This window comes from Streptomyces sp. NBC_00984 (assembly GCF_045162475.1).
Classification (GTDB): domain Bacteria; phylum Actinomycetota; class Actinomycetes; order Streptomycetales; family Streptomycetaceae; genus Streptomyces.
This window is the reverse complement of record NZ_CP108734.1, coordinates 8,222,828-8,237,622: the sequence shown is the minus strand read 5'-3', so window position 1 is coordinate 8,237,622 and position 14,795 is coordinate 8,222,828. Positions and strand designations below refer to the sequence as shown.

Genomic DNA, 14,795 nt, shown 5'->3' with positions numbered 1-14,795 from the left:
GGGCCGTCGCACCGTGCGACGGCCCGCAGGGCCGTGAGAAGGAGCTCCCGGCCGGTCAGCCGTTGGGATCCGATCGGCCGTCGAGGTTCCGGTCAGCCGTTGGGAAGGATGACCGCGCGGCCGTTGATCTTGCCGTGGTGCAGCCGCTCGTACGCCAGCGGCGCCTCGTCCAGGGTGTACGTCTCCACATGGACCTCGACCGCTCCGGTACGGGCCAGGTCGAGCACCTCGGCGAGCTCGGAGCGCGATCCCCAGTACGGGGAGGTCACCGTCGTGTTGTACGGCAGGGAGCCGAAGCCCACCGGCAGGGCACCCCCGCCGAGGCCGACGATCGTGACGTCGGAGTCGATGGCGGCCGCGGCCCCGGCGGTGGCGACGGTCGGCGGCGCTCCGACGAAGTCGAGGACGACCTGCGCGCCGATCCCGCCGGTGAGTTCCCGGACCTTCGCCGCGGCGTCCTTGTCGGACAGGACGGTCTCATGGGCGCCGACGGCGCGGGCGAGGGCGAGCTTGTCCTCGGCGACGTCGAGGGCGATGACCCGGACGGCCGTCATGGCGCGCAGCAGCTGGATCGCGACATGGCCCAGACCACCGGTGCCGATGACCACGGCGGTGGCGCCCGGTACCAGCTTGGGCAGCGACCGCTTGATCGCGTGGTACGGGGTCAGGCCCGCGTCGGTGAGCGGCACGGCCTGGACCGGGTCGAGGCCGCCCAGCGGTACCAGGTGGCGCGGGTCGTCGACGATCATGTACTCGGCCATGGCGCCGGGCGAGCCGAGTCCGGGCGGCGTGATGCCGAGCTCCTTGGCGCGCAGGCAGTAGTTCTCCTTGCCCTCGGCGCACTTGACGCACGTGCCGCAGCCCCAGGGGCCGTAGACCGCGACGGCATCGCCGACCGAGAGCCCGCTCACTCCGTCGCCGAGGGCGGCGACGGTGCCGACACCCTCATGGCCGAGGGTGAGCGGCAGCCGGAACGGGATCTGCTCCGCGGGCCGGCTCATCACGGCGATGTCGGAGTGGCAGACACCCGCGGCGGTGACCTTCAGCATCACCTGGCCGGGGCCGGGCTCCGGGTCGGGCACGGTGACGACCTCGGGTGCTGCGCCCACGGTGCGGTACTGAACGGCCTTCATGGAATTCTCCTCACGTTCTTTGTTCCATTGCTCGCCCCCGTTCCCCCGTTCACCACTCAGGAGGCGGAGTAGCCGCCGTCCACCAGGTGGTAGCTGCCGTGGATGAAGGAGGCGCGGTCGGAGAGCAGGAAGGCGGTGAGTTCGGCGACTTCCTCCGCCTTGCCGAGGCGGCCGGCCGGGTGCAGCGAGATCAGGTGGTCGCGGGCCACGCTGTCGGTGTTGCGCAGCAGCGGCGTGTCGATGAAGCCGGGGCCGACGGCGTTGACCCGGACGTTCCGGGCCGCGTACTCGAGAGCCGCCGTCTTGGTGAGGCCGACGACACCGTGCTTGGCGGCCACGTAGGCGGGCGATCCGGCGAAGCCGTTGGTGCCGAGGATCGACGACATGTTGACGACGGCGCCGCCGCCCGCCTCGACGATGGCCGGAAGCTCGTAGCGCATCGAGTAGAAGACACCGCTGAGGTTGGTGGCGACGACCCGGTTCCAGTCCTCGATCCCGTACTCGCCGGTGGGGCTGCTGGGGCCGCCGATCCCCGCGTTGTTGACGGCGAGGTGCAGGGCACCGAAGGTGTCGACGGCGAAGCGCACACCCGCTTCGACGGAGCCGGGGTCGGTCACGTCCATGGCCACGGCGGCGGCCTTGGCGCCGGCGCTCTCCAGTCCGGCGACCGCCTTGCGGGCACTGGCCTCGTCGTAGTCGGCGACGACGACGGACGCGCCACCCGCGGCCAGTCGGTGGGCGAGGGCCAGTCCGATGCCGGAGGCTCCGCCGGTGATGAGGGCGGTCCTGCCGGCGAACTCCTGGTCGGCGGAGGTGGGGGTGGTGCTCATGAGTCTGTGCTTCCTTCCGTGGTGCTGTGCGGCGCCTGCCCGGCGGGAGGCTGCGCGAGCAGTTCCCCGGCGAGGGCGTCGAAGGCCTGCCCGATGAGTCGGGGCAGGTCGTCCGGTTGCCCGGCGCGTGCCCAGGCGGCCTGGGCCGCGAGGAGTGCTCCGGCGCCCGCGGCGACCGTGACGGCGGGGCGGATGTCCCGTCGCGGGTCGACCCCGAGCCGGTCCGCGACGATGGCGACCGAGTCCTCCTGGGCGTCCACCCGGATGTGGTGGAAGGCCGCGTAGAGAGTCGGCTCCTGTTCGGCGAGGACCAGCAGGTCGAAGATCCGCTCGCGCCGGTGCCAGGCCTGCGTGCCGGGGTCTTCGAGCCAGTCGTGGACGGCCCTGCGGTAGGCGGTGAGCGGGGGCTCGTCGGCGGGGCGGGCCCGCAGGGCGTCGTTGATCCGTTCGCCGTCGCCCCGGAGCGAGTCCAGGACCGCGGCTTCCTTGCTCGTGAAGTACCGGCTGAAGGTGCGCCGGTCGACGTCCGCGCGTTCCGCGATCTCCTCGACCGTCACATTCTTCAGGCCCCGGTCGAGTACGAGCTCGAACGCGGCCTGCGCCAGTGTGTCCCGGGTCCTGCGGGCCTTGCGGCTCCGCCGCTCCGGGGTCTTCCGTTCCGGATTCATAAGTGCACCGTACACCCAAAAATGTCCCGCCGAGACATGAGTCCCGTCGGGACATTCCATCGGTGTGAGGGGTGCCTTCCGTGCCTCGCTACCGGCCGCTGAACACCGCGGCCGCCCGGCGGGCGCCGTGGTCGGCGTCCATGGGCCGGTCGACGCTGTCGGCCGCTGTCCGGTGCAGGGCGAGTGCGGCGATGTCGTCGCGCCGCACGCCTCCGGAGAAGGCCGCGAGGTCCGCGTCGAGCGCCTCCAGCACCTCGTACGGCGCCCGTTCCGCCCAGCGGCCCAGCCGGGCATCCAGCGGATAGAAGGCGCCGGACGCGTCGCGCGCCTCGGTGACCCCGTCCGTGCAGAGCAGCAACGTGGCACCCGGCGGGAAGTCCAGCCACTCGGCGGCCCTCGCCTCGCGGCTGAGTTCCGCCATGCCCAGCGGGACGGAGGTGTGGCGCAGCGGAACTGCACCGGCCACGCCGTCGTGCAGCAGCCGGGGCGGCAGATGGCCGCAGTTGACGGCCTGGACCCGGTCGCTCCCGTCGAAGCCGAGCACCAGCGCGGTGACGAAGCGTTCGGTCTCCCCGGTCTGGGCGGAGAACACGTTGTGCCGGGCGACCGCGTCCTCCAGGGCATCGACCACACCCGTCAGGGCGGGCTCGCGAATGGCGGCTTCCCGGAACGCTCCGAGCACGGCGAAGCCCGCCCCGATCGCAGCGAGGCCCTTGCCCTGGACATCCCCGATGATCACCCGGGTTCCGTAGGGCGACTGGACGACCTCGTAGATGTCGCCGCCGACCAGGCGGTCCTCCTCGATCGGCGTATAGATGCCGTGGGCGAGGACCTGGTCGGTCAGGATGGGCAACGGGCGCAGGATCTGGCGCTGGAGCGCGACGGCGGCGGAGCGCAGCCGGGCGATCTGCGTGGCGTGGCGGATCCGCAGCGCGCAGGCGCCGACGCCCAGGCAGCAGGCCAGCACGGTGACGATCACGCCGGTGGCGATGTCCCAGAACGTGCCGCCGGACACCAGGAGCGAGCCGACGGCGACGATCATGATCAGGGTGGAGACGCCCACGGTCTGCCGGATCGTTCCGAAGACCGACACGAGTGCGGGCACGACCACCAGCAGCGGTACGAGGCGCAGGTCCTCACCGGTCCGGGTGTCCAGCAGGACGACCAGGGCCGTCAGCAGGGCCAGGCCGCCGAACAGCGCGGGGTTCCCGACCCGTGGCGCGTGAACGGCCGCCTCCCCCGCATCCGCCCCCGGGAGCGTCTCTCCACGTGGGGCAAGCAGGCGCTGAAGCCCGATCATCACGGCCGGCTCCTCCCGGGATCTGCCGGCCCGGCGCCGGCGTTCCGTCCCAGTTCACCCGGCTCCGGGGGGTGGCACACGAGGCTTACGGCCTCTCTGGCCGCGCCGAAGGTCCCGAGACGGGAGGCGGCAGTGACCTTCGGCCCTCCACCGGTGGGCCGAAGGTCCCGAATCGCGGGTCAGCGCACGGCTGTCGTGCGGGCCTCGCGCTCACCGCCGACGGGAGCGGGCAGGCGCGTCGGCAGCGGTTGCGGGACGAGCGCCGAGAGGAAGGACGTCCGGCGGCGGAGCACGAATCCCAGGGATTCGTAGAGCCGGACGGCGTTGGTGTTGGAGGCGGCGGCATGCAGGAACGAGGTTTCGCCGCGCTGCCCGATCTCGTGGGCGACGGCGCGCACGAGTCCGGTGCCGAGTCCCTGACCGCGTACGGACTCGTCGGTGCAGACGGCGCTGATCTCGGACCAGCCCGGCAGGTGCAGCCGTTCGCCGGCCATGGCGACGAGCACCCCCTCGCGCCGTACCCCGAGGTAGGTGCCGAGCTCGACGGTGCGGGGCAGGAACGGGCCCGGCCGGGTGCGCTCGACCAGGGCGAGCATGTCGGGCACATCGGCGGGGCCGAGCCGTACGGCCTCGGGGAAGGGTGCCGTCGCGACCCCGGCGTCGACGAGCTGGACGCCCTCGGCCCGGAAGACGATCTCCCAGTCGTCCGGCGGCGGCTCGCGGAAGGCGGTGATGGTGACGGCGCCGCCGGGTCCGGCCAGCGCTGCCGCGTCGTCCCAGTCCCCGGCCTCCGGGGCGTCCGGGATCGCGACCCACGGGGCCACGTCCGCCCGGTAGCGCAGGATTCGGCCGCGGCGCTCGGCGAAGTGGGCGTGCGGGCCGGTCAGCGCGGAGCGGACCGGGTTGTCCAGCGGGTGCACGGTGCCGGCAGCGGCATGGGCCGTGCTCACGCGACCACCTCGATCACGATCTTGCCGAGCGTGTGTCCGTTCTCCACGGCGCGCAGCGCGTCCCCCGCCCCGGCGAGCGGGAAGGCCCGGTTCACATGGGTGTGCAGGGCACCGGTGACGACGAGGTTCGCCACCTCGTCGAGGACCGCCGCGGTGCGGGCCCGCTCGACGGCCGCCCCGCCGAGCTCCACGGCCAGCGGCTTGCCCCCGGCGCTGATCAGTGCGGCAGGGTCCGCGAGCAGTGCGGCCGCGGCCCTGAGGGCGTCGCCGCCGACCAGGTCGAAGACCGCGTCCACGCCGTCGGGGGCCGCCGCCCGCACCCGGTCGGCGAGTCCGGGGCCGGCCTCGACGTGCACCGCGCCGAGCGACTCGACGAAGTCCTTCTTGGCCGCGCTCGCGGCGCCGATGACATGGACGCCGCCGTGCCGGGCGAGCTGTACGGCCGCGGTTCCCACACCGCCCCCGGCCCCGGTGATCAGCAGGGTCGAGCCGGGGGCGAGGCCCAGCTGACGGATACCGTCGTACGCGGTGGCGGCCGCGACCGGCAGTACCGCCGCGTCGGTGAACGACAGCCCGGCCGGCTTGTGGGCGGTCACGGCGACGGGCAGCAGCGTGTACTCGGCGTACCCGCCGGTCACCGGGTTGCCGAAGACCTCGTCCCCGATCGCAAACCCTTCGACGTCCGGGCCGATCCCCGCGACTACCCCGGCGGCCTCGCTGCCGAAGACGGTGGGAAAGGTCTGCGACGCGCTGCCGGGCCTGATGTACCCCGTGCGCAGCTTCCAGTCGACCGGGTTGACCCCGGCCGCCCGGACCGCGACGAGCAGCTCACCTGGGCCCGGCACCGGCACGTCCTGCTCGATGAGGGCCTCCATCTCCGGTCCGCCGTTGCGGGTGAACACGTACGCCTTGGGCATGAGCTTCCTCTCTCCTGTTCACGGCACCGGCGGCCGGGCCGGTCACCGATCACCACAGCAGCAGGAAGGCCCTCGTCCGGGCACGTATTCCCTCTCGGCGGAGTGTTCACCGGGCCGCAGTGATTCGGCACAGGCCGCCCGCGAACGGGTCCACGAGCTCGCCGGACCGGTGCCGGTACCGGCACCGGAAGCCGGGGTCAGCGCTTGAGGCTCCTCATCAGGTCACGCATGTCGCTGATCATCGCGGACTGGTACGGGGACAGGTCCGAGATGTCCGGCCCCTCGTCGGACGGGACTTCGCCCCCGTCACTGTTGTACTGCGTGTAGGAGGCGAGACTCAGCGAGAGGACCGCGCCGCCCTCCAGTACCCGCAGTTCCGCAGTGCCGTCGTCCTGCGTCAGCGCGTACGCGCTGTCGCCGAGGTTCGGGACCTTCTCCACCTTCACATCGGCATCGACGCCGGCATCGGTCACCCCGCGCATCGCCTCGAATTCGGCTTTGGGGTCGGACCTCTTGTGCAGTGCCACCGTGATCCCGACGGAGTAGTCGGTGTACCAGCGGTTCCCGAGCGACTTCTTCGCGGCCGGTGACCGAAGGGAGATGAAGCACTCCGCCCGGTCCAGGGCCGGGTCGTTCAGGAGCTCCGGCTTGAGCCTGGGCGTCTCGTCCTTCGGCGCTATCGCCGCGCCTATCGCCCTCAGCCGCACGGTCGGACACGGGTCCTCCTCCAGCCGGTACCCGTGCATGTCCGGCTTCCGGGCCCCGAAGGGATGCAGGTACACCGCGCCTGCCCACACGGCCGAAGCCACGACGGCTCCGCCCAGCGCCCACAACCACGGGCGACGCGTCCGGGGACCTCCCGTGGGCTTCCGGTCGAAGTCGCCCACCACCTCGACCGCCCCGACCGCACCGAACTCGCCCACCATCTCCGGCTCGGAGATCACCTGTGCCCCCCTCGGCCACGCCATCCGTCCACCACATGATGGCCCACGCGATGACCACGGGACCGGTGGACCTGCGAAGATGTCGCGGCCCCACTGAAACGCATCGCCTGGGGCCGGGCTTCGGGAGACAGCGGACGCGCGGTGCACGGGCAGGGGGACACGCATGGGAGCGTCGGGTGCCGTGGTGCGGCGTGGGCTGTTGTTCGGCATCCGGGCAGGGGCGGTCCCGGCCGGGATGTGCGCCGCGCTGTGGGCGGTGATCGCGCTGGCGGGGCTGTTCGGAGGACCGGTGGGAAGCACGTTCGAGAAGCCTGTGGCGGGCTCCGTCGCCGTGCTGGGTTCCCTCGCCGTGGGGGCGGGGCTGGGCCTGGCGACGGGTGTGGTGCTGGCTGTCGTGCCGTCGCGCGTGCTCGCCTCCGCTCCCCTGCGCGGCCTGGCCTGTTTCATGGTGGGGACCACACTGTCCGCGGGCGAGGTGGTGGTGATGGACGTGTCGTCCGAGGGCGGCTACGGACCCGTCGTCCTGACCGTACTGGCCATGCCCGTGGTGGGTGCCGTCACAGCGGCGCGCAGCCGTTCCATCGCGGCCGCGCGCCTCGGTACCGCGGACCCGGTGTGAGGCGGCGGAGCGACGGCGACGGTCCGCCGGCCGAAGTTGCCGTCTTTCTCCCGAACCTGCACCACCGAAGTCGGAACACCGTCGATTTCGACTCAACTACCGCTGGATATGCGCCGGTCGGTCCCCATTGCCCCGTCGGCTGTGGCAGTCTGTTGGGCGACCGCCCCACCGGGCTCCCCCGTACCGGTGGGGCGGTTCTGCTGTCCCGCCCCCGAGCCGTGGGGATATGACGGGCAGTCACGACGTTTCCCGGCCATAGATGCCGTGTGACCTGATCAACTTCCGCTTTTCCGCATGGGATTTCCGTCCGGGGGCAGGTGCATACACCTCATGGGCTACGACCAGGGGAGCGTGACGAGATGACGGCGCACACTGCGCGGACCGCCGGTGCGGAGCGAGCGGAGAGTGCCCGCCCGGCACCGGCGGACGTGCCGGTCGGGGACATCGGCGGCCTGCCGTGGATCGAGGACGCGGGGAAGATCGCTCCTTGTGACGCGCGCGAGCTGTCCAGGCTGTTCTTCGGCCGCCTCCAGGTCCTGGAGGAGGGGACCCCCGCCCATCAGTACGCGCGGAACACCCTCATCGAGATGAACCTCTCTCTCGTACGGTTCGCCGCGGGACGGTTCCGCAACCGGGGCGGCGGCGACATGGAGGACATCGTCCAGGTCGGCACCATCGGGCTGATCAAGGCCATCGACCGGTTCGAACTGTCCCGCGAGGTCGAGTTCACCTCCTTCGCGGTCCCGTACATCACCGGGGAGATCAAACGATTCTTCCGCGACACCACCTGGGCCGTGCATGTCCCGCGCCGGCTGCAGGAGTTGCGGGTCGACATCGCCAGGACCAAGGAGTCGCTCGTCACGGAGCTCGACCGTGACCCCACGGTCCCGGAGCTGGCCGAGCAGCTGGGGCTGAGCGAGGACGAGGTCACCGAGGGCATCGTGGCGGCCAACGGGTACGCGGCGGGTTCGCTGGACATGCCGGCCGATCCCTCGGAGGCGGGGCGGCGCCACGCGCCGGGGCGCACCTTCGCCGATGTCCTGGGTGGTCCGGATCCCGCCCTGGAGACGGTCGAGAATCTGCATGCGCTCGCGCCGCTGCTGGGCTGTCTCGACGCTCGCGAGCGGCGCATCATCGACCTGCGTTTCGGCCAGGAGATGACACAGTCCCGGATCGGCGCGGAACTCGGCATCTCGCAGATGCATGTGTCGCGGCTGATCAGCAGAATCCTGCGGAAGCTCCGCAGCGGAATGCTCGTCGAGGAGTGACCCCGGCCGTCCCGGCCCGCGGCCACCGGGCCGGCCCGTCACGCAGGCCCGGAGCGGTTCGCCCCGGCGTCCTCGGGCCGACCGGTGGGGAAGCTCAGCCGCCGTCCTTCTCCGGGGCGCGTCCCGCGTAGTAGGTGGCGATCATGTCCTCGCCGCCGTGCCCCGCCGCCTCGGCGCGCAGGAAACGGTCGGCCGACGCCGCGACCAGGTCCAGCCGCACCCCCGAGGACTGCGCGGCGTCCAGGATGAGGCGGGTGTCCTTGAGCGCGGTGGACAGGGCGAAGCTCGGGGTGAGATCGCCGGACAGGACCGCGGCGGACTTGCCCTGCAGATACGCCGAGTCCAGCGGGCCGCCCTTCATGACGTCGAGGAAGATCTGCGGATCGATGCCCAGCCCTTCCGCGAGGTTGAGGCATTCCGCGATGTTGTTGACCATGGTGATCACCCAGGTGTTGACCACGAGCTTCAGTCGCGAGGCCGCTCCCGGGGCCTCACCGACCCAGACCGTGCGCTGCCCGATCGCGTCCAGCACGGGTTCGACCGTCGCGCGGACGGCGGAGGGACCGGCGACGAGGACTGTCAACGCGCCTTGTTCCGCGGGCTGTCTGGTACCGGAGACCGGTGCGTCGAGATAGACCGGGCCCAGTTCCGCGGCGCGCTGGGCGAGATCGGCGGTGGCGTCGGGCCCGACCGTCGTGCTCTGGAGCAGGACCTGGCCGGCGTGCAGTCCCCCGGACGCGGCGGCGAGCGCGGCGGCGACGGAGGGGCCGTCGTTGAGCATGGTGAGGACGACATCCGCACCGCGTACCGCCTCCTCCGCCGTCTCCGTGACGGTGGCGCCGTCGGCGGCGAGCGGGTCCGCCTTGGACCGCGTACGGTTCCAGGCACGGACCACGAGTCCGGCCCGGAGGAGGCTCCGGGCCATTCCCGATCCCATGATTCCGGTGCCGAGAACGGCGACGACCGGCCGCTTCGGGGTGGTGTCGGCAGCACTCGATGTCATGAGGGGACTCCCTTGCGTCGGCCGCGCCCCGGGCCGGCCCGCGGCGCTGTGAGTTCTCAGGATTGCCGGAGCGCGCCTTCGAGGACGGCAGCGTGCACGGCCCTGGCGAGTCGCGCGCCCCAGCGGGAGCGCGGTCCCGCGAAGGGCTCGGCGGAGGCGGGTCCCGGGGAGGGCGCGGCGATGCAGACGGCGTCCGTGGGGGTGCCCGAGCAGTCGAGACCCGCGTCCAGGAGCGCCTGGACCTTGGCCTCGGTGGCCGTGGCGACGGCATTGACGAGCGCGGCGTCGGAGAGCGGCACGGGGAGGGTGACGACGATGTTGATCGTGCCCGGACGCGGCGGCCCCCCGGTGCCCTCCGCCGGGGCGGCGGCCCAGCCGCGTACGCCGAGTCCGCAGGTGGCGGTCGCCGTCACGCCCTCGTCGGCCGCGACCGTGTACGCGGTCACGTCGGCGGCCGTCATCAGCCCGGCACCGGGTCCGGTGAGGTGTTCGGCGGCGGCGATCTCGGCGAGGTGGCGGTCGGGGTCCAGGCGCGGATAGCCACCGGGCACCTGGGCGTTGAGGATCCAGTCGCGCGGACCGATGCCGCCGCCGAGCACGGCGCTGCCGCAGACCCGCCACCCCGGCCCGAGCCGCCACACCAGATGGTGCAGGTCCGCACCGTCCTCGTGACGGGCCAGCAGTTCACCGCGCTGTTCGGGCAGCCGGCTGCGTACGGAACGGATGGGCACCCCCGGTGGCGCGGCAGGACGACGGTCGGCACGTGGCCCGTCGATCATATGTGGCGGGGCGGGGCGCTCCCGCAGGTGCTCCGCCCCGGCACGGAAGGTCGGACATCGGGTCTCTCGTCCGGATCATGCCGGGCTCGCGTGCCCCGGCCCGGTCCGGACGAGAGGCCCTGACCGCGGGCCATGGCGATCAGCCGGTCCAGCACGGCGGCGTCGGCACGCACCCCGTCGTGGGCGTCCGCGGGGGTGGAGCGGCCGGTGCCGCGCTGGTCCAGCAGGACGACGCGGTGGTCGGCGAGGGCGCGGCGCAGCCAGGCGCCCGCCGCGTTGGGACGCTCGGCGCGGCCGCCGGGTCCGCCCTGGAGCCAGAGCAGGCGGGGCAGGTTCTCGTGTTCCCGGCCCGCGGCGACCACTTCGCGGGCGAACAGGCCGATGGTGGGACCGTCGGGGGTGTGGTGGTCGAGCGGCACGTCGAGGGTGTGGTCGGTGCAGACCAGGCCGCCGTGGCGGTAGGAGACGGGGGCGGGGGTGGACATGGGCGCTCCTTTCACGTTGCGCGGGGCAGGGGCCTGTCCGGCGGATCAGGGCCTGGTCGCAGAACGGTTTCACGGGTGGCGGGCGGGCCCGCACCGGGGGTGGTGCGGGCCCGCCCGCCACTGGTCCGGGTTCCGGACGGTCCCGGGCCCGGGACCGTCCGGAAGGATCGGGGCCCGGAGCCCGGATGGTGCTCCGGACAGGCCGCGGGCGGGCCGGGTCCGCCCGCTCGTACCGGGCCAGTAGCCGGCGACGCCGAGCTCTCGGCAGATCTCGACGAGCTCCGGGTGCACGTAGCGCCCGTTCTCCTCGATGGCCACGCCGTCCAGGCAGATGGACGGGCCGAGGACGCTGCCGTCGGTGTGCGCCGCGGCCACCCACGGTTCGCCGCCGATCCAGGCGCAGCGTGTTCACGCCGGGTACAACGCCGGGCGGATCCCCCGGTTTCGTGGCGCGGCGGCCTGCCCGGCGGCACCCTGCCGTTCCGGCACCCTGCCGTTCCGGCACCTCCGGGAAGGACCGGCCCCGCGCCACCCCGCCCGCCCGGCCCCGGTCCCGCCCCAGGCCCGAAGGCCCGGCGCGCAGCCTCCGCACCTCACCCGAATGGCGTAACACGGGAACGGGGCGCACAGCGCCGTGGCAGGCGGTCACCGCCCAACCGTCGAGCATGCGGCAGCCGGCCGCCGCGGCCCGGGAGGTTGCAGCGTCCATCCGGGTGAGGCGCGATGGAATGCGGACGCGCCTCCTCTGATGGCCCCAGCCACAGGACGCGCCCGGACGAGGAGGAATCGGTCATGGGAGCCGCTGACGGTTTCACGGATTCCGGAGAGCTCGACGGTCTGACGGTGTACGACACCGACGGCGAGAAGGTCGGCAGTGTGGGCCGGGTGTATGTCGACGACAACACCGGCCGACCGGACTGGATCACGGTGAAGACCGGCCTGTTCGGCATGAAGGAGAGTTTCGTTCCGCTTGCCGGAGCCCGCCGCGTGGGATCCGATCTGCACATCTCGCATCCGAAGGACCGGGTCAAGGAAGCCCCTCGGGTGGACGCGGACGCGCATCTGTCCGTGGCGGAGGAGGAAGAGCTCTACAAGCACTACGGCCTCGCCAGGAACACCACCGCCAAGCTCGGCGGCCGTACGGACACGGGAACCACGACAGCGTCCGGGAAGGGCACCACGGCCATGGGGGCGGCGGGAGCCGCCGGAGCCGGGGCCATGGGGGCGGCCGGCGCCGGACGCACCACCGGGTCCGACAAGACGGCCATGACCGGCACCACCGCCTCCGGTACGGGCACGGCCCGCACCACCTCGTCCGGGATGGCAGCAGGCGGGACCGGCACGGGCCAGGGCAAGCACCGAGACACCGGGGCGGCCGGCGCCTCGCGTCCCCTCGTCGGCGCCGGGGCGGGCTCCGAGCGGTCCGCCGCCGACCTGGGCGGCAAGGAGGAGATGATCCGTTCCGAGGAACAGCTGCTCGTCGGCACCGAGGAGTACGAGAGCGGGACGGCACGGCTGCACAAGTACGTCGTCACCGAGAACGTCACCAGGACCGTACCCGTGACGCACGAAGAGGTGCGCCTGATCCGCGAGCCGCTGAAGCCCGGCGACCAGGCCGCGGAACGTGCCGCCATCCGCGAGCAGGACGTCGAGGTCACCCTGCACGCGGAACGTGCGACCACGCGCAAGGAGACCGTGCCCGTCGAGCGGGTGCGGATGGAGACCAAGAAGGTGACCGAGCAGAAGGAGGTCTCCGCCGAACTCCGCAAGGAGCAGATCGACTACACGGACGGCGCGGACATCGGCGGCAAGGACATCGGCGGCGAATTCGGCCAGGGACGCCGCCGCTGACCCCGTCCCGCGCACCGCGGCGGACAGCCGCGCCCGGAGAATGAGGGCGGACCCGTGTCGTGCCGGGGTCCGCCCTCTCGCTGTCGGGGCCCCGCCACGGCGGCGGTCCCGGCATGCTCCACCAGCCCGGCACGGCCCACGCGCCCGGCATGATCCATGATCCAGAACGAAAGGCCCTACGTCCCCGCAGGACGCTCCGGCAGGAAACGCACCGAGGGCCTCCCGTCCGGCCCGTCCGGCGTGACGCGTGCCGTGACCCGGTAGACGTCGGCGATCAGCTCCTCGGTGATCACCTCCGAGGGGGTGCCGGCGGCCACCACCCGCCCCTCCTTCAGCACGACGATCCGGTCGCAGAACATCGCGGCCAGATTGAGGTCGTGCAGGGCGATCACACCGGTCAGCGGCAGGGAGGCGATCAGCGCGAGGAGTTCCAGCTGGTGCTGGATGTCGAGGTGGTTCGTCGGTTCGTCGAGCAGCAGCTCGCGCGGCTGCTGGGCCAGCGCCCGCGCGATCTGGACGCGTTGGCGCTCGCCGCCGGAAAGGGTGTGCCAGGACTGGTCGCCGCGGTCGGCGAGGCCGGTCCGCGCGAGTGCTTCGCACACCGCTTCGTCGTCCTCCGCAGTCGGTGCCGACCAGGCCCTGCGGTGCGGGATGCGCCCGAGCCGTACGACGTCCAGCACGCTCAGCTCGACCTGGGTGACGGCGTGCTGGTCGACCACGGCGATCCGCTGGGCCACGGTGCGGCGGCCGATCCCGGCGAGCCGCTGTCCGTCGAGGGTGACCACGCCGGTCTCCGGGGCGAGGATGCCCGCCAGCACCCGCAGCAGAGTCGTTTTACCGGATCCGTTCGGTCCGATCAGCCCCACGGTGGCGTCGGGCGGCGGGGCGAGGTCGACCCCGTCGAGGATGAGGCGGCCGCCCGCCGCCCGGCCGACCCGTTCGGCACGCAGTCCCGAGGTGGCCGCCCCCGTCATGCGGTCCTCCGGGTGCGGTACAGGACCAGGACGAACGCGGGTACGCCGATCAGCGCGGTGACCACGCCCACGGGCACCTCCTGCGGGTCGAGGACCGTCCTGGCGAGGGTGTCGACCCAGACCAGGAACACCGCCCCGGCCAGGGCCGTGACCGGCAGCAGCCGCCGGTGCCCGGAACCCGCGAGGGCGCGGGCGGCGTGCGGCAGCACCAGACCGACGAAGCCGATGGCACCGGCCGAGCTGACGAGTGCGGCGGTCAGCAGTGCGGTCGTGCACAGCAGCACGATCCGGGTGCGCGCGACATGGACGCCGAGCGTGGCTGCGGCGTCCTGCCCGAACGCGAAGGCGTCGAGCGTACGGGCGTGAGCCAGGCAGATCAGCAGGGTCACGACGAGGACGGCGGAGCAGATCCACACATCGGTCCAGCCGACCCCGCTGAGCGAGCCGAGCAGCCAGAACAGCACCCCGCGGGTCTGCTCGGCGTCGGCGGCGGTCATCACGACGAAGGAGGTGAGCGCGGAGAACAGCTGCATGGCCGCGACACCGGAGAGCACGACCCGGTCGGTCGTGCCGCCCAGAATGTGGCTGAGCAGCAGCACGAGGGCGAACGAGCACAGCGCTCCGACGAACGCGCCGGTCGAGATCGACACCGCTCCCCCGCCGACGCCGAGGACGACGACCACGACCGCGCCGGTGGACGCTCCGGAGGAGACACCGAGGACGAACGGGTCGGCGAGCGGATTGCGGAGCAGCGACTGCATGACGGTGCCGCACACCGCGAGCCCGGCACCGCACACCGCGGCGAGCAGGGTGCGCGGCATCCGCAGGTTCCAGATGATGCCGTCCCGGATCGGGGAGAGCCGTGAACGGCCCCAGCCGAGGTGGGAGGCCACCGCGGACCAGACGTCGGCCACGGAGATCCGGGCGGGGCCGATGGTGACGGCGACCGCGACGGAGATGACGAGCAACGCGGCGCCGCAGACCCACAGGGCCCCGCCGCGCAGTCTCCGTACGCCCGTCGTGGCGCGGAGGGGGGTGGCGGGGGCGGGCGGCGCGGCCACCGCCGTGCCCCGT

General features: G+C 72.7%; 15 protein-coding genes and 1 pseudogene. 3 read left to right on the top strand and 13 right to left on the bottom strand.

The window, feature by feature from the left end:
- Positions 1-92: 92 nt before the first annotated feature.
- The 7 genes from OG520_RS36620 to OG520_RS36590 form a co-directional block, all read right to left on the bottom strand.
- Entirely contained in the window at positions 93-1,133 is a 1,041-nt protein-coding gene (locus OG520_RS36620) for an NAD(P)-dependent alcohol dehydrogenase (RefSeq protein WP_406015983.1), read from the bottom strand.
- Between the two features lie 56 nt (positions 1,134-1,189).
- Complete coding sequence (locus OG520_RS36615; RefSeq protein WP_406015982.1) at positions 1,190-1,963, bottom strand: SDR family NAD(P)-dependent oxidoreductase; 774 nt, start codon at positions 1,961-1,963, stop codon at positions 1,190-1,192.
- A complete protein-coding gene (locus OG520_RS36610) occupies positions 1,960-2,631 on the bottom strand; it encodes a TetR family transcriptional regulator (protein ID WP_399335670.1) in 672 nt (223 codons plus the stop codon). The genes OG520_RS36615 and OG520_RS36610 overlap by 4 nt, the downstream gene beginning before the upstream one ends.
- Positions 2,632-2,719: 88 nt before the next feature.
- Complete coding sequence (locus OG520_RS36605; RefSeq protein ID WP_406015981.1) at positions 2,720-3,934, bottom strand: PP2C family protein-serine/threonine phosphatase; 1,215 nt, start codon at positions 3,932-3,934, stop codon at positions 2,720-2,722.
- Between the two features lie 176 nt (positions 3,935-4,110).
- Positions 4,111-4,881, bottom strand: coding sequence for a GNAT family N-acetyltransferase (locus OG520_RS36600; RefSeq protein ID WP_406015980.1), 771 nt, complete (start codon positions 4,879-4,881; stop codon positions 4,111-4,113).
- Positions 4,878-5,798, bottom strand: a complete 921-nt coding sequence (locus OG520_RS36595; protein WP_406015979.1) for an NADP-dependent oxidoreductase — start codon at positions 5,796-5,798, stop codon at positions 4,878-4,880. Before OG520_RS36595 ends, OG520_RS36600 begins: the two co-directional genes overlap by 4 nt.
- A 197-nt stretch (positions 5,799-5,995) precedes the next feature.
- Entirely contained in the window at positions 5,996-6,742 is a 747-nt protein-coding gene (locus OG520_RS36590) for a hypothetical protein (protein ID WP_406015978.1), read from the bottom strand.
- 163 nt (positions 6,743-6,905) lie between these two features.
- Between OG520_RS36590 and OG520_RS36585 the strand changes: the two genes are divergently transcribed.
- Together OG520_RS36585 and OG520_RS36580 are read left to right on the top strand one after the other, a co-directional pair.
- Positions 6,906-7,361, top strand: a complete 456-nt coding sequence (locus OG520_RS36585; RefSeq protein WP_406015977.1) for a hypothetical protein — start codon at positions 6,906-6,908, stop codon at positions 7,359-7,361.
- Between the two features lie 359 nt (positions 7,362-7,720).
- A complete protein-coding gene (locus OG520_RS36580) occupies positions 7,721-8,629 on the top strand; it encodes an RNA polymerase sigma factor SigF (protein ID WP_406015976.1) in 909 nt (302 codons plus the stop codon).
- Between the two features lie 94 nt (positions 8,630-8,723).
- Here the strand turns inward: OG520_RS36580 and OG520_RS36575 are convergent, their stop codons facing one another.
- The 4 genes and pseudogenes from OG520_RS36575 to OG520_RS36560 all read right to left on the bottom strand — a co-directional run bounded on the left by OG520_RS36575 (position 8,724) and on the right by OG520_RS36560 (position 11,271).
- Positions 8,724-9,632, bottom strand: coding sequence for an NAD(P)-dependent oxidoreductase (locus tag OG520_RS36575; RefSeq protein ID WP_406015975.1), 909 nt, complete (start codon positions 9,630-9,632; stop codon positions 8,724-8,726).
- Between the two features lie 56 nt (positions 9,633-9,688).
- Positions 9,689-10,411: an adenosylcobinamide amidohydrolase gene (locus OG520_RS36570; protein WP_399335686.1), complete on the bottom strand. Its 723-nt coding sequence runs from the start codon at positions 10,409-10,411 to the stop codon at positions 9,689-9,691.
- Between the two features lie 155 nt (positions 10,412-10,566).
- A pseudogene (locus OG520_RS36565) lies at positions 10,567-10,896 on the bottom strand (alpha/beta hydrolase); the annotation flags it as partial.
- A 69-nt stretch (positions 10,897-10,965) separates the two neighbouring features.
- A complete protein-coding gene (locus OG520_RS36560; RefSeq protein ID WP_406015974.1) occupies positions 10,966-11,271 on the bottom strand; it encodes a hypothetical protein in 306 nt (101 codons plus the stop codon).
- Positions 11,272-11,688: 417 nt separating this feature from the next.
- Here OG520_RS36560 and OG520_RS36555 point away from each other — a divergent pair, with 417 nt between their 5' ends.
- Positions 11,689-12,747, top strand: a complete 1,059-nt coding sequence (locus OG520_RS36555) for a PRC and DUF2382 domain-containing protein (RefSeq protein ID WP_406015973.1) — start codon at positions 11,689-11,691, stop codon at positions 12,745-12,747.
- Between the two features lie 176 nt (positions 12,748-12,923).
- On the opposite strand, the gene OG520_RS36550 is transcribed toward OG520_RS36555, so the two are convergent.
- Entirely contained in the window at positions 12,924-13,721 is a 798-nt protein-coding gene (locus tag OG520_RS36550; RefSeq protein WP_406015972.1) for an ABC transporter ATP-binding protein, read from the bottom strand.
- Entirely contained in the window at positions 13,718-14,782 is a 1,065-nt protein-coding gene (locus OG520_RS36545; protein WP_406016648.1) for a FecCD family ABC transporter permease, read from the bottom strand. The genes OG520_RS36550 and OG520_RS36545 overlap by 4 nt, the downstream gene beginning before the upstream one ends.
- Between the last annotated feature and the right edge of the window lie 13 nt (positions 14,783-14,795).